The sequence below is a fragment of the Shewanella sp. 553 genome (assembly GCF_059338375.1).
Window position 1 is genome coordinate 1,109,900 of sequence record NZ_CM181701.1, and the last position, 16,412, is coordinate 1,126,311.

The window sequence follows — 16,412 nt, forward strand, 5'->3', positions numbered from 1 at the left end:
AATAGCTAAGCCTGATTGCCGTTATTATGGATATTGTAGAATATAAAAAAGCGCACCAAAAATGGTACGCTTTTTTGCTTTTAGCATTGAGTGTCAGGCTCAATAGCCTTACTGAGCCTTAATTTTCACATGGCCGTTAACGTAATTGCTTCAGTTGATATAGCAAATCCAATGCTTGTTTAGGTGAGAGTTGATCGGGGTCGATACTGTCTAAGTGTTTAAGTGCTGCCGATTCTTCTGGCGCACTAAAGCTCATGACCTGTTGTGTATCACTTGGCAATCCATTATCTCTATCGCGGCTCTCTAAATGATGTAATTTGTGTTTAGCCGCTTGAACCACTTTACTTGGTACCCCCGCTAATGCCGCGACCTGTAGCCCATAACTCTTACTCGCCGCCCCTTCTTGCACAGCATGCATAAAGGCAATGGTGTCTCCATGTTCAATGGCATCAAGGTGGACATTAACCACATTTTCCAGTAATTCTGGCAACTGAGTTAATTCAAAGTAATGGGTCGCAAATAGCGTCATTGCTTTGAGGTTATTGGCCAGGTGTTCAGCGGCAGACCATGCCAAAGATAGACCATCATAAGTCGAGGTGCCGCGGCCAATTTCATCCATTAAGACTAAACTTTCTGGCGTTGCATTATGCAAAATATTGGCGGTTTCTGTCATCTCGACCATAAAGGTAGAGCGACCCGAAGCCAGATCGTCGGCGGCGCCAATGCGGGTGAAAATACGATCTACCGGCCCAATGGCAGCGCGCTGTGCAGGCACAAAACTCCCGATATGAGCCATTAGGGTGATCAACGCGACTTGACGCATGTAGGTAGACTTACCGCCCATATTGGGACCTGTTACGATTAACATGCGCCGATGCGGGCTTAAGTTAACCGGATTGGCAATAAAGGGCGTTTGGCTAACCTGTTCGACAACCGGATGGCGCCCAGCATCAATATCAATACCGTTATGTGCGGTCAGTTCGGGGCGATGGTAATTGAACAGATCGGCGCGCTCAGCAAAATTGCTGATCACATCTAACTCGGCAGCAGCCCTAGCAAATAGTTGTAGCTCATGCAGTTTAGGCATGAGCAAATCGAACAACTCGTCCCAGAGTTGTTTTTCAAGTGCCAACGCCTTGCCTTGGCTCGAGAGCACTTTCTCCTCATGCTCTTTGAGTTCGGCGATAATGTAGCGCTCGGTATTTTTTAATGTTTGGCGGCGTTGATAGCTTAGCGGCACTAAGTCAGATTCTCTGCGGCTAATCTCAATGTAATAACCATGTACGCGGTTATAGCCCACCTTGAGGGTCGATGCCCCGGTTGCTTGTTTCTCTCTGGCTTCCAGATCTGCTAAATAATCGGTGGCACCTTGGCTAAGTGCACGCCACTCATCGAGCTCTTGATGGTAGCCAGGTTTTAATACACCACCGTCACGGATCAGCATGGGGGGATTATCGACAATGGCACGGCTCAGTAATGCGTGCTCTTCGGGAAATTCTCCCAGCATTATCGCAAGGTTGCTCAAATGTTGACTGTGGCATTTAGCTAATAGTTGTTTGATTGCAGGCAACAAAGATAACGATTGACGTAAGCGAGCAAAATCGCGAGGACGAGCACTGCGCAGGGCTAAACGGGCGGTGATACGCTCAACGTCTCCCAAGGCTTTTAATTGATCGTGCAGGGTTTCAAAGTCGCCAGAGCTGAGCAGTTCTTCGACCGCATCATGGCGGGCGCGGATGGTGTGATGATTGCGCAGTGGCTCATGGATCCAGCGCTGCAACATACGGCTTCCCATGGGGGTTGCTGTATTGTCGAGGATGGCGGCTAAGGTGTTATCAAAGCCACCTTGCAGGTTTTTAGTCAGTTCGAGATTACGGCGTGTCGCCGCATCGAGAATAATACTGTCGCACTGATTAAAGCGAACAATCGAGTTGATATGGGGTAAGGCGGTACGTTGAGTGTCTTTAACATACTGCATCAGACAACCCGCGGCCTGAAGCGAGAGCCTAACGTCACCTAATCCAAAGCCATAAAGATCTTTGGTGCCAAATTGTGCCAGTAATAATTGATAGCTAGTGTCGTAGTCAAATTCCCACTCTGGGCGCCGACGTTTACCATTAAAGCTGGCAATAAGGCCCATCTCACTAAAATCTTCACTGTGTAACAGTTCGGCAGGATTAGTGCGCTGTAATTCAGCTTCTAACGCTTCTCTGCTGGGAAGTTCAGTGACAACAAAACGTCCTGAGGAGACATCTAGCGTGGCATAACCGAAGCCGACTTTGCCATGATATACCGCTGCCAATAAATTATCTTGCCGCTCTTGTAATAAGGCTTCATCGGTTAAGGTGCCAGGCGTGACGATACGTACCACTTTGCGTTCAACTGGGCCTTTGGACGTAGCCGGATCGCCCACTTGTTCACAAATGGCCACTGACACACGTAATTGCACCAATTTTGCGAGGTAGCCTTCGACCGCATGATAAGGAATACCCGCCATAGGGATAGGGTCGCCGCCACTCTTGCCGCGAGCGGTTAATGAGATCCCCAGCAGCTCAGAGGCTAACTTGGCATCATCATAGAACAACTCATAGAAGTCACCCATACGATAAAACAGTAACATATCAGGTGCTTCGGCTTTTAGCGTCAGATATTGACGCATCATTGGGGTGTGTTTCTCGAGGTTTTGAATATCAACTGCGTTCATGAAGTAACCAAGGTATCCTGCAAAAAAAGCTCAGCATAACAACCCTTGGGTTGCTAGCGTATGATTGGCGCCAATATTAGCAATAATTTCACTTTAACGGGCGTATTTATCCAGCCAAAATTGTATTATTTAAACTCAACTGAGCTCAACCCTAGGCTAAGTGGCTGTTTTAAATTTAGTAAAAAATAATCATCAACAGTACTTGATACTGTATGATTGTACAGTATACTAGTCAGCATATTGAGACACATAAAGCACAGCTCGTTGTAAGCGCTATGCTTTATCCTAACGGATTTACCACAGCGCAACGCCTGTGATAGAGAGGAAAGCACCATGAAGATAGATGCAAATAAAGAGAAAGCCCTTAACGCGGTTCTAGGTCAAATTGAGAAACAATTTGGTAAAGGATCCATCATGAAGTTAGGTGAAAACCGCTCTATGGATGTTGAGACTATCTCTACAGGCTCTCTATCATTAGATGTTGCACTCGGTGCAGGTGGTTTACCCCTAGGCCGTATCGTTGAAATTTATGGCCCTGAGTCATCAGGTAAAACCACCTTGACCCTTGAGGTGATTGCGGCAGCGCAGCGTGATGGCAAAGTGTGTGCCTTTATCGATGCCGAGCATGCGCTTGACCCGATTTATGCGCAAAAGCTAGGTGTTGATATTGATAACCTATTATGCTCTCAACCAGATACGGGTGAGCAAGCGTTAGAGATTTGTGACGCCTTGACTCGCAGCGGCGCGGTTGATGTGATCATTGTCGACTCGGTGGCTGCGTTAACCCCTAAGGCTGAAATTGAAGGTGAGATCGGTGACTCACACATGGGCTTAGCGGCGCGTATGATGAGCCAAGCAATGCGTAAGCTTGCCGGTAACCTTAAGCAATCTAACACGCTACTTATCTTCATTAACCAAATTCGTATGAAAATTGGTGTGATGTTTGGTAACCCAGAAACCACAACAGGTGGTAACGCACTGAAGTTTTATGCCTCGGTTCGTCTTGATATTCGCCGCACTGGCGCGATTAAAGATCGTGATGAAGTTATAGGTAACGAAACTCGCGTTAAAGTGGTTAAAAACAAAATTGCTGCGCCGTTTAAGCAAGCTGAATTCCAAATCCTTTATGGCGAAGGCATCAACCGTACAGGTGAGTTAGTCGACCTAGGTGTAGCGCATAAACTGATTGAGAAAGCCGGTGCTTGGTACAGCTATAAAGGTGACAAGATTGGCCAAGGCCGCGCAAACGCCGGTAAATACCTAACAGAAAACCCAGAAATTGCCAAAGAGATCGATACCGCACTGCGTGCCATGCTGCTTGGTGGCCAAAAAGTGGCTGCTGAACCTGCCGTTAGCGACGAGAATATCGACTTAGAAACAGGTGAAGTGTTTTAAGTACTAACTTGTTATGACAGCTTCTGCTATGCATATCGCGGTTGGGCTCCTTGCCCGCCGCGACTATTCACGCCATCAAATCAAAACTAAACTGCTTCAAAAAGGCTTTGAGTTAAGCGAAATTGAGCCTGTACTCGACCGTTGTGTCGATAATGGTTTTTTAGATGACGCTCGCTTTGCCGCCTTATTACTGCGTTCTCATATTAGCAAGGGCCATGGTCAAAACCGCATCCGTCAATCGATGGCGCAAAAAGGATTATCGAAAGAGGCGATTGAAAGGGCATTAAACAATAGTGATTGTGACTGGTTTGAGCTAGCAAAATCAAAAGCCAATAAAAAATTTGCTAATAATGGGCCTATTAGCGATCAAAAAGATCGTGCTAAACGTGTACGTTATTTAATGGGCCAAGGTTATAGCTTCGATCAAATCGCCTACGCGCTAGAGGTTGACTCCGATATATGATGATTCATGTTTGCTTGCTTCAATAATCATGTCTGCTGGTTATTTCCCTTCTGTACTTGCCTTTTTGTTCGTTTATCTCACTTCCTAGGTTAAACCTCTGGTTGTTCAACAATAGACTGCTTATAATGTTGGGCTAACTATGAGTGTCGGTGAAGTTTCAATTGTCACCGCGAATGTAACCTAATTCAGGATGATTTCATGTATCAAACCACTGCAGCGCTGAGAAGTGCTTTCTTGGAGTTCTTCCGCAGAAATAGTCACCAGGTAGTGGACAGCAGTTCACTGGTACCTGGCAATGATCCGACCTTGTTGTTCACCAACGCAGGTATGAACCAGTTTAAAGATGTCTTTCTTGGTGAAGATAAGCGCGATTACACTAGGGCGACAACCTCGCAACGCTGTGTACGCGCTGGTGGCAAGCACAACGATTTGGATAACGTAGGTTATACCGCGCGTCACCATACCTTTTTTGAAATGCTTGGTAACTTCAGCTTCGGCGATTATTTTAAGCAAGAAGCAATCACCTTCGCTTGGACCTTTCTAACTGAAGAGTTAAAGCTGCCCAAAGAACGTCTGTGCGTCACGATTTATGAAACCGATGATGAAGCCTTCGATATTTGGAACAAAAAGATTGGTGTTGCGGCTGAAAACATTATTCGTATCGGTGATAACAAAGGCGCTGCTTACGCTTCAGATAACTTCTGGCAAATGGGCGATACCGGTCCTTGTGGTCCTTGTTCTGAAATTTTCTATGATCATGGCGAGCATATCTGGGGTGGCCGTCCTGGCACGCCAGAAGAAGACGGTGACCGCTTCATTGAAATTTGGAACATCGTATTTATGCAGTACAACCGTCAAGCTGACGGTACCATGGAGCCACTGCCTAAACCTTCGGTTGATACTGGTATGGGCATTGAGCGTATTGCCGCCATTATGCAAGGCGTACATTCCAACTATGAAATCGATATTTTCCAAACCCTGATTAAAAAGGCCGCTGAGATTCTGAATGTTAGCGACCTTAACAATAACTCGCTAAAGGTTATCGCCGATCATATTCGCTCTTGTGCCTTCCTGATTGCCGATGGTGTGATGCCATCGAACGAAGGTCGTGGTTATGTATTGCGCCGCATTATTCGCCGTGCCGTGCGCCACGGCAATAAGCTAGGTGCTACCGAATCATTTTTCTACAAGCTAGTACCGACGCTGATTGATGTGATGGGCGATGCAGCGAAAGGCCTTAAAGAGACACAAGCCATTGTAGAAAAGTCGCTTCAAGCGGAAGAAGAGCAGTTTGCGCGTACCCTTGAGCGTGGTTTAGGCATTTTAGATAATGCCCTTAATGGGCTCGACGGCAAGGTGCTTGACGGCGAAACGGCTTTTAAACTCTATGATACTTATGGCTTCCCTGTCGATTTGACGGCTGATGTGTGCCGCGAACGTGATATTACCGTAGATGAAGCCGGTTTCGAGGCCGCGATGGCTGAGCAGCGTCGCCGCGCCCAAGCGGCAGGGCAGTTCGATGCCAATTACAACGAAGGGCTTAAAATTGATCAACATACCCACTTCTGTGGTTATAGTGATCTTAATGGCGAAGCCAAAGTGGTTGCCCTGTATCGTGATGGTCAAGCCGTGACTGAACTGTCAGTAGGTGAGGATGCGGTGATTGTGCTGGAAAGTACTCCGTTTTATGGGGAATCTGGTGGACAATGCGGTGACAAAGGCTTACTGAGTGGCGATGGCGCTGAGTTTGTTGTGAGCGACACGCAAAAGTATGGCCAAGCGGTTGGGCATGTCGGTAAACTGCAAGCCGGTACTATCCGTGTTGGCCAAGTGTTGTTGGCAGAGGTCGATAAAACATTAAGACATCGCACCGAGCTAAACCACTCTGTCACGCATCTGTTACATGCTGCGCTGCGCCAAGTGCTAGGCAGTCATGTGAGCCAAAAGGGATCGTTGGTTGATCCTGAGCGCCTGCGTTTTGACTTTTCTCATTTCGAAGCGGTAAAGCCGGCAGAACTGCAAGCGGTAGAAGATTTAGTGAATACCCAAATCCGTCGTAACCACGAGCTTAAGGCTGAGGTGATGGATATTGAACAAGCTAAAGCACAAGGTGCGATGGCCTTGTTTGGTGAAAAATATGACTCTCAGGTACGTGTTGTGACCATGGGCGATTTTTCTATCGAACTTTGTGGTGGTACTCACGTTGGACGTACGGGCGATATTGGCCTGTTTAAGATCACCTCTGAAGGTGGTATTGCAGCTGGTATTCGCCGTATTGAGGCGGTAACGGGTGCAGCTGCAATGGCATATGTGCGTGAGCAACAGTCTCAGCTTGAACTGGCTGCCAGCTTGCTTAAAAGCGACAGTGCTTCCGTGGTGGCCAAGCTTAAGGCGCAACTTGATAAAACCAAGCAGCTTGAAAAAGAGTTGTCACAACTTAAAGACAAGTTAGCGGCAGCAACCAGTGCCGATCTCGCTGGAGAAGCCATCGACCTTGGCGGTATCAAGGTATTGGTTAAAAAGCTTGAAGGTGTTGATGCTGGCGCACTACGTGGCTTGCAAGATGAACTTAAGCAGAAATTACAATCGGGCATCGTAGTGCTTGGTATTGCTGGTGACGAGAAAGTTAATCTGATCGTGGGCGTGACTAAAGACTTAACCGCCAAAGTGAAGGCTGGCGAACTGGTCGGTATGATAGCTCCTCAGGTTGGCGGTAAGGGCGGTGGTCGCCCTGATATGGCTCAAGCCGGTGGCAGCGAACCTGCTAAGCTCGACAGCGCCTTGGCGTCTGTACTGCCTTGGTTAACTGAACGTCTAGGGTAAGTTTCATTATTGAATAACCCCTATTGAATAAAAAAGCGCTCATTGAGCGCTTTTTTTATCTCTTCGGCGCCTATATCGATATAAAGGTGGCTTACCTCCAATGAGTGGCTAATGAGGTGTACTTAGTTAGTTTTGTCATTGGTGATTGTGTAGGGTTGAAAAATTGAACACTTGACCGGATATTGCAGACTGTTGGAGCGTGGCGAGTTTGGTATCAATGGCCACCTCTACATGGTCACCTCTAATTATGCCCAGCCATTGGCAAGACTTATGACCGCTATGGCGCGGTTAAGCTCAGCGTGATGGCTGTACAGGTTAAAGAGGGATAACTGCAGCAGATATTGGTTATGCCCCTTGAATGCTATTGTGCTTGCTACTGGATGCTTTGCTACAAAACGGTAGTAAACAAAACAATTTTGCGCTAGGAAAAGCGGACAAATACCCTAGACAGGAAAATTTAAACCGATAAAGGTGCTATTAGCAGGGGTTTTTTAACAGAACACTATTAATTTGTACTAAGCTGACCGTATAATAAAGGTTATAACGGATTAGTGCCGTGCAAGCAGAATTAGAACCAAAGGAGCAAAAACATGCTGATATTAACTCGTCGTGTTGGTGAAACACTGATGATTGGTGATGAAGTTACTGTCACCGTTTTGGGCGTAAAGGGTAATCAAGTTCGTATTGGTGTTAATGCGCCAAAAGAAGTGTCTGTTCACCGTGAAGAGATCTATCAGCGTATTCAGTCTGAAAAATCAGGTAACTCTTCTGACGGCGGTAACTTTTAAGCTAATGCTTAATAAAGTCGATAACGATAAGAGTCAGCATATTGCTGACTTTTTTGTTTTTATGCCGCTAGCTTTTTGACCGCAATGGCGATATAGCAAGCAGTGATTACCCATTATAGCGATGAACTGCTTAAAAACAGTCCAAACGAATTTAGTTTCTTAGAAATGGTTTGACTTATTTTCGGCAAACAGTAATATGTGCGCCAAGAAAACGGAGAGGTGGCCGAGTGGCCGAAGGCGCTCCCCTGCTAAGGGAGTATGGGCTTTAAATCCCATCGAGGGTTCGAATCCCTCCTTCTCCGCCATTTCTTAACTGTAAAAAACGATGCGCGTGTAGCTCAGCTGGATAGAGTACCTGGCTACGAACCAGGCGGTCGGAGGTTCGAATCCTCCCACGCGCACCATTTACAGTAAATAAGTTATAGAGATAAGATGCGCGTGTAGCTCAGCTGGATAGAGTACCTGGCTACGAACCAGGCGGTCGGAGGTTCGAATCCTCCCACGCGCACCATCTATAATTTATCTGGAATTTAAGTGTTATTTTGCGCGTGTAGCTCAGCTGGATAGAGTACCTGGCTACGAACCAGGCGGTCGGAGGTTCGAATCCTCCCACGCGCACCATATTCAAAATAAATTTGACGGTCAATTCCGTCTTTTTTATGTTTTACGTAAAGTTTTGCGCGTGTAGCTCAGCTGGATAGAGTACCTGGCTACGAACCAGGCGGTCGGAGGTTCGAATCCTCCCACGCGCACCATTTTATGCGGAGAGGTGGCCGAGTGGCCGAAGGCGCTCCCCTGCTAAGGGAGTATGGGCTTTAAATCCCATCGAGGGTTCGAATCCCTCCTTCTCCGCCATTATTAAAACCCGTATACGTTACGGGTTTTTTTATGCCTGTTTTTCACCGTATACTTTTCTTACCCACGTTATTTACCTAAGTTATTTACTCAAGTTGTCCTCACGTCTGATAGCGCCGCCTTTATAGCATTACACCTCCTTACACTGCATGACGACTGCACAATCGTCACCACTCAATCGTTTTATCTCAGTGATTCCTGCATAGTCGGTTTAACTCGATAGCCTAATCGATAATTTAGTCGAATCCATAGCTTAGTCGTAACGATAGTTAAACGGCGTTAGCCAATGCCATCTGCCGATGTTGCTTGTCACCTTGAACTAATGCTCTCGAACATACTGTATAGACATGAGCCTCTGATCCTTGCTATTGCAGCTATTCATTGAATATTTTTGCATAATCGGTTACTTGACTTGTGTTAATGACGTATATTTTTATCGAAATGACGCGGCTTTTTTAATTCATAGTGGTTTCAGCTAGCTTTTTTATCATATCTTCATATTTATCGATTTTTAATTGTCGAATTATCAGCTTGAGTCAAATAGTTTCAATAAATTTGGTATGACCAATTTACATGTTGCTCGCATTTTTGTTATAGATTGGTTATGGTTATTCTGTATTTGAAACATTTTGGCTGGTGCTAAATAACCACCTCACGCTTTGAGGTGATTTTTTTTGCTTAAAAACTGAATAAGTAGTATGTCGCTTGTGTCTTGTTGCATCTACAGAGATTAAGGTTATTCGAAGAGGATAATATGGATTCTATTGCTCAACAATTGAGTGACGCATTGATGATAATGGCGTTGGGAATGGCGCTGGTGTTCGTTTTTTTGTCAATGCTCATCTTAGGCATAAGCCTAGTGGCATGGAAATTTGGCCCCCAAAAGCCACCTATGACCAGTAATGATGGCGGTAGCAGCATGCCTGAACTTTCGCCGGCTATCGAACCTAAATTGGTTGCGGCAATCACCGCGGCGATTCATCAATATCGCGCCAACGCATAATTAAAAGTAGGGAGTTTTTATGAGCAAGCCACTTGCATTAACCGATGTTGCGTTACGCGATGCACATCAATCTATTCTTGCCACTCGTCTTCGACTCGAAGATATGCTTCCTATTGCGCCACTGCTAGATAAAATTGGCTTTTGGTCGCTGGAGTCTTGGGGCGGTGCCACATTTGATGCCTGTATCCGTTACTTAGGCGAAGATCCTTGGGAGCGTATTAGAGCCTTAAAAAAGGCGATGCCGAATACGCCGCAGCAGATGTTGCTGCGCGGACAAAATTTGTTGGGCTACCGTCATTATGCGGATGACCTTGTACAGCGTTTCGTCGAACGAGCCCATGACAATGGCGTCGATGTATTTCGGGTATTTGATGCCATGAACGATGTGCGTAATCTGGAAACGGCAATCAAGTCAGTCGTTGAAGTCGGTGGCCATGCCCAAGGCACTATCTCTTACACCACAAGCCCAGTACATACCTTGTCGACCTGGGTCGATATGGCCAAACGCCTTGAAGATATGGGCTGTCACTCACTGTGCATTAAAGATATGGCCGGTCTACTTAAGCCGTATGAAGCTTATGATCTCATCAGTCAGCTTAAAGCCCAAACTAACTTAATAGTGTCACTGCATTGCCACGCCACCACAGGTCTTAGCACCGCCACCTACCAAAAGGCGATTGAAGCAGGCATTGACGTGCTTGATACCGCTATCTCATCGATGAGCCAAACCTATGGCCACAGCGCGACAGAAACCTTGGTCGCTATGGTTGAAGGCACCGATAGGGCTACGGGCTATGATATGGCGTTGCTCGAAGAGATTGCCGCCTATTTTCGTGAGGTAAGAAAAAAATACGCCGCATTTGAAGGTGAACTCAAGGGGATTGATTCACGCATTCTACGTGCCCAGGTGCCAGGTGGCATGTTAACCAATATGGAAAACCAGTTGCGCGAACAAGGCGCCGCCGACAAATTAGACTTAGTGCTTGAGGAGATCCCAAAGGTTCGCCAAGATCTCGGTTATTTACCTTTGGTCACGCCCACATCACAAATTGTGGGGAGCCAAGCGGTGATCAATGTATTGACGGGGCAGCGCTATAAGTCGCTTACTAAAGAAACCGAGGGGGTGCTTAAAGGCGAATACGGAGCTACTCCCGCACCTGTTAACCAAGAGCTCCAACAACGTGTACTTGCTGGCGCAGAGGCTATCACGTGTCGCCCTGCCGACTTACTGGCGCCAGAGCTAGACAAGTTGCGCAGCGAGTTATCGACTAAGGCTGAGGCTGAAGGGACATTATTAGCTGCAGAGCTCGATGATGATGTGCTCACTTACGCCTTGTTTCCACAAATTGGCCTTAAGTTCCTTAATAATCGCAATAACCCTGACGCATTTGAGCCAACGCCTCAAGCACCTAAGGTGCTAGTGGCAAGTGAAGCGGCTAACACATCGCCAGAGGTGAGTGATAAGCGTGGACCAGAGACCTATACGGTAAATGTTCAAGGTCAAAGTTTTGTAGTTGAAGTGGCCCCAGGTGGCGATATTAGCCAAATTGTGCCCAATGAGAATGTGGTGCCCTTTACGGTACCAACCACCAGCTCAAGCGCTGATGCCGATGTAGCGAAAGCGGAAATGAGTGCGCCGCTATCGGGGAATATCTTTAAGGTTAATGTGGCCTTAGGGGATGCCGTCAAGGCGGGCGATGTGGTGATCATTCTCGAAGCCATGAAGATGGAAACGGAGATCCGTGCCGAGTCCGACGGGGTGATCTGTCAGGTTTGGGTAAAAGAAGGTGACTCTGTTGCCGTTGGCAATCAATTGCTTGCCATAGCTTAGGAGTTAGCATGGAAGGATTACTGGCCTTTTGGGCCGAATCAGGTATCGCCAATTTTACTGCCGGGCAATTACTGATGATGGCCGTGGGTGGGTTATTGCTGTATTTAGCCATTGCTCGCGGGTTTGAGCCGTTGTTGTTATTACCTATTGGTTTTGGTGCCGTATTGGCTAATATTCCTAATGGTGGGTTTACCGACGAGGGCGGCTTACTTTATTTTGCCTACCATGTGGGTATTGAAACTGGGGTATTTCCCTTGCTGATCTTTATGGGGGTCGGGGCGCTGACCGATTTTGGTGCCTTGATTGCTAATCCTAAGATGCTACTGCTTGGCGCGGCGGCGCAGTTTGGCATTTTTGCCACCTTAATTGGGGCCATCGGCCTTAACTTAGTGCCCGGTTTTGAGTTTAGCATGCAAGATGCGGCGGCGATTGCCATTATTGGCGGAGCCGATGGTCCTACGGCAATCTTCTTAGCCTCTAAGTTAGCGCCAGATCTGCTCGGGGCCATTGCCGTTGCGGCTTACTCTTATATGGCGTTGGTGCCCATTATTCAGCCACCGATCATGAAGTTACTCACAACCGAGTCTGAACGCCAGATCAAGATGGAGCAACTGCGTGAAGTCAGTAAGAAAGAAAAGATCTTCTTTCCGCTGATGGTGCTGGGGTTAACTATCTTGTTTTTACCTGCGGCAACGCCGCTCGTGGGCATGTTTTGTTTAGGTAACTTGATGCGCGAGTCCGGTGTGGTTGATAGGTTATCGAGTACCGCTCAAAATGAGCTCATCAATATTGTCACCATCTTTTTAGGGTTAGCCGTTGGCTCTAAGCTTTCTGCCGATAAATTTTTGCAGCTAGAAACCTTAGGCATATTGGTGCTCGGCGCCGTCGCATTTGCCATTGGTACCGCGACAGGGGTCTTGATGGCAAAGTTAATGAGTAAGTTATCCGGCGGGAAGATTAACCCTCTGATTGGCGCAGCTGGCGTCTCAGCGGTGCCGATGGCGGCGCGAGTGGTCAATAAAGTTGGCCTTGAAGCGAACCAGCAAAACTTCTTATTGATGCATGCTATGGGGCCTAATGTGGCGGGTGTGCTTGGCTCGGCCGTGGCGGCAGGTGTGTTACTGGCCGTGCTTGGCTGATAGTGTAAGCGCAGGCAGTGATAAAGATAATGCGGTCTACTTAGTTCAGTAGGCCGTTTTTTTATGTTTGCCAAATGATTGTTTTGTCATTGATATAGCCAATGTTAGCGATTGCTTAGTCAAGCTAATGCTTAATCAGTTGATGCAGATCAACAAGTCCCTATCTGTTCTGTAGTCTGATAACGGTGATGCGCATCACAAGTATTGTGATTATTTGACCTGAATGAGGATGACGATAATGGAATTACAAGCTAACTGCTATACGGATCTGTGTGTGAACGGTAAATGGTTTCACTATGATCATGGTGAGCGTTCAGTTTTCATGTTAAATGGTGGCTGCCCCTTAACGTTTGAGCTTGATTCGTTACCGGCAACCGAAGCAGAACTAGAGGCTCACCTTAGTATTATTTCTGAACAAATTTGATGTTGTCGCAGTGATAGCAAAAGGTTATCACTGCTAAACCACTTATTGCTTACCACAACATTTTTTGTATTTTTGCCCGCTGCCGCAAATACAGGGATCGTTGCGCTGTGGTTTTTTCTCCACTGTGGCGGTTTTGGGTTTATTTAATATCCCCATCAAGGCGTTAATATCTTCAGCCACTTCAGGCTTGATTTCGATGTTGGCGACCAACTGATGCTCATCGGCTAACGCCTTCACTTCTGCATACCTTGCTTCGCTATTGACGATAAGTGCTAGCGGAAACGCTTCACTGCCAGGTTTCGCGACTCGCTTAGTGTTATAACCATAACTTTCATGTTTTGGCTTAGGCGTTTTACGGCCTTTAAAGAAAAACTTATCAGACATAGCATTTCCAGAGTATTGCCTTCACGGCGTCAAAAGGGCCGCTATCTTACCAGAACTTGCGATGAGCACTAGCGCCTTAGGCAAATTAATATCTCAGATTTTGATCGGCGGTTAACCAGAGTATAAAGCCCAAAGATAAGATCACCGTCATACTGATCGCGATGATATAGATAAAGCCTTTTTTGCCCTGTTTTAACGGCACGCCAGTTAAATGCAGAAACAGGGTCCAAAATAGGCATAACACAATAGGAAGTAAAAACAGACGAGCCATAAATATCCTAAAAGTAAGCGCAAATATTGCCCAAGTATAATACGCTTTGCGCGCTATCCACATCATTATGTGAATATTTTCCATCAGTATGTTCAAGGGCTTGAGATTTTACCAATGCCGAATACGCGGTAAAAATATCGTTTCAAGCAATGACATTATTAGGGGCTAGCAATCACTTGTGAGTGCTCTATTGCGCATAAACCCTCTGTAATATGACGAGTGGGCCTTCATCTAAGTGGCTAATCTAAGCAGGATAGAAGCATAGACTTAGTGAAGGATCACTAATGGCTACTCATAAAAAAACCGCATTTGCGGTTTTTTTTATGAATGGTGCTATTTCGGCTAACTTGCCTTTAAGGCTGACTCGATAATTGATGTTAACTCGCCGTGCTCACTGTGGGCTCTTCGTCGTTGTAAAATTGCGTTTCGTCGAGCTGACCTTCAGATTTACCCACCACGACGGCGGTCATCATGTCACCAGTGACATTGGTTGCAGTGCGGATCATATCGATAACGCGGTCAATGGCGGCAATAAAGGCGATACCTTCAAGTGGCAGCCCCACAACCCCTAAAGTGACCGACAGCATTACCATGGCACTACCTGGTACACCTGCGGTGCCCACAGAGGCCACTGTGGCTGTCACGGCAATTAACATATAATCGGTCATATCCAGCGGAATACCGTAGATCTGCGCGATAAATATGGCCGCAATAGCAGGGTAGATACCACCACAGCCATCCATATTCATGGTCGCGCCAAGTGGTAGTACAAAGGCGCCATATTTTTTAGATACGCCCATGGACTCTGTCGCACGGGTACTGGCGGGTAGGGTGCCAAAGCTCGATGCTGTAGTAAAAGGCCACTAGCTGGGCTGGCATCGCTTTACGGAAAAATTGCACAGGGCTTAACTTAGCGGCAAATTTAATTAATCCACCGTAAATAAACAGAATGTGGATGGCAGCAGCAATGTAGATAGCGGCAATAAACTTACCTAACGGCAGTAGCATCGATAATCCATACTCGCCCACAACCCAAGCCATTAGGCCAAATACACCGATTGGTGTCAGTTGCAGTACCATACGGGTGAGTTGAAACATGACCTCGGCGCCTGCTTCAATGGTGCGCTTTAATGGCTCTGCTTTTTCGCCCACCTTATTAATAGCGATGCCAATCAGGGCGGCAAACACGATAATTTGTAGCACCTTACCTTCGCCAAGGGATGCGAACGGATTAACCGGTACCATATCAAGCAGTACTTGAGCAAAACCTGGCACATTACGTTCACGCACCTCAGTTGTCGCTAGTTCGAGCGTGCCCCCCATATCAATCAAACTGCCTACGGTTAAACCGATAAGCGAGGCGATGGTGCCAGTAAACATAAACATCAGTAGGGTTTTAAAGCTCAGGCGTTTGAGGCTAACACCACTGCCTAGTGACGTGATACTGACCACAATGGCGCAGAACACCAGTGGGGCGACCAACATCTTAATCGCTGCAATGAATAAGTCACCTAAAGGTTTTAATTGCGTCGCTTGCTCACCTAATACTAAGCCAAAGGTGATCCCTAAAATAAAACCAGCCAGCACCTTTTGCCAAAAAGGGATCTGTTTAATCGTTTGCCACATGGGATAATGTCCAATTTAATGTTGTGTTGAGCGATGGAGCCGTTGAGTCGGGAAGAGCGCTTGTTCTAATACGCGTCATCGAGGCTGTTCAACATACTATTTTATTAGGCGACATTCTATAGGCCCTTGGCCTTGCTTACAAAATTGATTTTGTTATAACTTATTGTCATTAAAAAGAATGTTTTAATATCTTTAATTTTTAACCTTAGGGTAACATCACTCAATCTAGAGTGTTGTACATAAAAAATTACTTTTTTTCATTAGGTAAGCCAATATGACCGAGTTATGGTTGATGTTTAGTGCAGCATTTATTGCTGCAACCTTGTTACCAGGGGGATCAGAAGTTTTATTGGTGGCGTTAATCGATAACACCCCTGAAAAGTGGTTATCTTTGGTAATAGTGGCGACGTTAGGCAATGGATTCGGGTCGATCACTAGTTATTATTTGGGCACATTGGGGCGTTTTGCCACGACGCCAGAAGCGATGGCCCAAGGGCGATATCGTCACAGTATCGGCTTAATCAAACGTTATGGCTATTGGAGTCTGTTATTGGCGTGGATGCCGCTTATTGGCGATCTACTATGCCTATTGGCAGGCTGGTTAAAGCTGCCAGTGGTGAAGTCGAGTATCATGATTTTTATTGGAAAAGGAATACGTTATCTGCTGGTTGCAGCGTTAACGCTACATTGGTTGTAAGGCGCAGGC

The 16,412-nt window shown here is 46.5% G+C and carries 12 protein-coding genes, 6 tRNA genes and 1 pseudogene; 15 read left to right on the forward strand and 4 right to left on the reverse strand.

Features of this window, described 5'->3' with window-relative positions; translation table 11 throughout:
* Positions 1-136: 136 nt before the first annotated feature.
* The gene (mutS, locus tag AC5YBZ_RS04970) at positions 137-2,704 is read right to left on the reverse strand and encodes a DNA mismatch repair protein MutS (RefSeq protein ID WP_494524453.1); all 2,568 of its coding nucleotides are present in this window, start codon (positions 2,702-2,704) and stop codon (positions 137-139) included.
* A gap of 333 nt (positions 2,705-3,037) precedes the next feature.
* On the opposite strand from mutS, the gene recA reads away from it, so the two are divergent.
* The 14 genes from recA to AC5YBZ_RS05040 all read left to right on the forward strand — a co-directional run bounded on the left by recA (position 3,038) and on the right by AC5YBZ_RS05040 (position 13,425).
* Positions 3,038-4,099, forward strand: a complete 1,062-nt coding sequence (gene recA / locus AC5YBZ_RS04975) for a recombinase RecA (RefSeq protein WP_494519765.1) — start codon at positions 3,038-3,040, stop codon at positions 4,097-4,099.
* 13 nt (positions 4,100-4,112) lie between these two features.
* Positions 4,113-4,562 carry a recombination regulator RecX gene (gene recX / locus AC5YBZ_RS04980; protein ID WP_494519764.1) on the forward strand — a complete coding sequence of 150 codons (450 nt, stop codon included), beginning with the start codon at positions 4,113-4,115 and terminating at the stop codon, positions 4,560-4,562.
* Positions 4,563-4,760: 198 nt separating this feature from the next.
* Positions 4,761-7,385, forward strand: coding sequence for an alanine--tRNA ligase (gene alaS / locus AC5YBZ_RS04985; RefSeq protein ID WP_494524454.1), 2,625 nt, complete (start codon positions 4,761-4,763; stop codon positions 7,383-7,385).
* A 590-nt stretch (positions 7,386-7,975) separates the two neighbouring features.
* Entirely contained in the window at positions 7,976-8,173 is a 198-nt protein-coding gene (csrA, locus tag AC5YBZ_RS04990) for a carbon storage regulator CsrA (protein WP_110456474.1), read from the forward strand.
* 213 nt (positions 8,174-8,386) lie between these two features.
* Positions 8,387-8,478, forward strand: a tRNA-Ser gene (locus AC5YBZ_RS04995).
* Between the two features lie 22 nt (positions 8,479-8,500).
* A tRNA-Arg gene (locus tag AC5YBZ_RS05000) sits at positions 8,501-8,577 on the forward strand.
* A 30-nt stretch (positions 8,578-8,607) separates the two neighbouring features.
* Positions 8,608-8,684, forward strand: a tRNA-Arg gene (locus tag AC5YBZ_RS05005).
* A 33-nt stretch (positions 8,685-8,717) separates the two neighbouring features.
* A tRNA-Arg gene (locus AC5YBZ_RS05010) sits at positions 8,718-8,794 on the forward strand.
* A 57-nt stretch (positions 8,795-8,851) separates the two neighbouring features.
* Positions 8,852-8,928: transfer RNA gene (locus tag AC5YBZ_RS05015), tRNA-Arg, on the forward strand.
* Between the two features lie 8 nt (positions 8,929-8,936).
* Positions 8,937-9,028, forward strand: a tRNA-Ser gene (locus tag AC5YBZ_RS05020).
* A gap of 754 nt (positions 9,029-9,782) precedes the next feature.
* A complete protein-coding gene (locus AC5YBZ_RS05025) occupies positions 9,783-10,031 on the forward strand; it encodes an OadG family protein (RefSeq protein ID WP_494543487.1) in 249 nt (82 codons plus the stop codon).
* 19 nt (positions 10,032-10,050) lie between these two features.
* Positions 10,051-11,862 carry a sodium-extruding oxaloacetate decarboxylase subunit alpha gene (gene oadA, locus AC5YBZ_RS05030; RefSeq protein WP_494524455.1) on the forward strand — a complete coding sequence of 604 codons (1,812 nt, stop codon included), beginning with the start codon at positions 10,051-10,053 and terminating at the stop codon, positions 11,860-11,862.
* Between the two features lie 8 nt (positions 11,863-11,870).
* A complete protein-coding gene (locus AC5YBZ_RS05035; RefSeq protein WP_494519759.1) occupies positions 11,871-13,001 on the forward strand; it encodes a sodium ion-translocating decarboxylase subunit beta in 1,131 nt (376 codons plus the stop codon).
* A 238-nt stretch (positions 13,002-13,239) separates the two neighbouring features.
* Positions 13,240-13,425, forward strand: coding sequence for a hypothetical protein (locus AC5YBZ_RS05040; RefSeq protein ID WP_494524456.1), 186 nt, complete (start codon positions 13,240-13,242; stop codon positions 13,423-13,425).
* A gap of 42 nt (positions 13,426-13,467) precedes the next feature.
* Here the strand turns inward: AC5YBZ_RS05040 and AC5YBZ_RS05045 are convergent, their stop codons facing one another.
* From AC5YBZ_RS05045 to AC5YBZ_RS05055, 3 genes and pseudogenes are all read right to left on the reverse strand, one after another.
* Entirely contained in the window at positions 13,468-13,809 is a 342-nt protein-coding gene (locus tag AC5YBZ_RS05045; protein ID WP_494519751.1) for a PBPRA1643 family SWIM/SEC-C metal-binding motif protein, read from the reverse strand.
* An 85-nt stretch (positions 13,810-13,894) separates the two neighbouring features.
* Positions 13,895-14,080: a hypothetical protein gene (locus AC5YBZ_RS05050; protein WP_110456469.1), complete on the reverse strand. Its 186-nt coding sequence runs from the start codon at positions 14,078-14,080 to the stop codon at positions 13,895-13,897.
* 377 nt (positions 14,081-14,457) lie between these two features.
* Positions 14,458-15,706 (reverse strand): annotated as a pseudogene (locus AC5YBZ_RS05055) (dicarboxylate/amino acid:cation symporter).
* Between the two features lie 274 nt (positions 15,707-15,980).
* Here AC5YBZ_RS05055 and AC5YBZ_RS05060 point away from each other — a divergent pair.
* Positions 15,981-16,403, forward strand: a complete 423-nt coding sequence (locus AC5YBZ_RS05060) for a YqaA family protein (RefSeq protein WP_494543488.1) — start codon at positions 15,981-15,983, stop codon at positions 16,401-16,403.
* Positions 16,404-16,412 lie beyond the last annotated feature (9 nt).

What these genes read in the sequence shown, in the direction of transcription:
- AC5YBZ_RS05025 (WP_494543487.1), top strand. Translation starts at nt 9,783, where the DNA reads ATGGATTCTATTGCTCAACAATTGAGTGACGCATTGATGATAATGGCG.
- mutS (WP_494524453.1), bottom strand. Translation starts at nt 2,704, where the DNA reads ATGAACGCAGTTGATATTCAAAACCTCGAGAAACACACCCCAATGATG.
- AC5YBZ_RS05060 (WP_494543488.1), top strand. Translation starts at nt 15,981, where the DNA reads ATGACCGAGTTATGGTTGATGTTTAGTGCAGCATTTATTGCTGCAACC.
- recA (WP_494519765.1), top strand. Translation starts at nt 3,038, where the DNA reads ATGAAGATAGATGCAAATAAAGAGAAAGCCCTTAACGCGGTTCTAGGT.
- alaS (WP_494524454.1), top strand. Translation starts at nt 4,761, where the DNA reads ATGTATCAAACCACTGCAGCGCTGAGAAGTGCTTTCTTGGAGTTCTTC.
- AC5YBZ_RS05045 (WP_494519751.1), bottom strand. Translation starts at nt 13,809, where the DNA reads ATGTCTGATAAGTTTTTCTTTAAAGGCCGTAAAACGCCTAAGCCAAAA.
- AC5YBZ_RS05050 (WP_110456469.1), bottom strand. Translation starts at nt 14,080, where the DNA reads ATGGCTCGTCTGTTTTTACTTCCTATTGTGTTATGCCTATTTTGGACC.
- AC5YBZ_RS05040 (WP_494524456.1), top strand. Translation starts at nt 13,240, where the DNA reads ATGGAATTACAAGCTAACTGCTATACGGATCTGTGTGTGAACGGTAAA.
- oadA (WP_494524455.1), top strand. Translation starts at nt 10,051, where the DNA reads ATGAGCAAGCCACTTGCATTAACCGATGTTGCGTTACGCGATGCACAT.
- recX (WP_494519764.1), top strand. Translation starts at nt 4,113, where the DNA reads ATGACAGCTTCTGCTATGCATATCGCGGTTGGGCTCCTTGCCCGCCGC.
- csrA (WP_110456474.1), top strand. Translation starts at nt 7,976, where the DNA reads ATGCTGATATTAACTCGTCGTGTTGGTGAAACACTGATGATTGGTGAT.
- AC5YBZ_RS05035 (WP_494519759.1), top strand. Translation starts at nt 11,871, where the DNA reads ATGGAAGGATTACTGGCCTTTTGGGCCGAATCAGGTATCGCCAATTTT.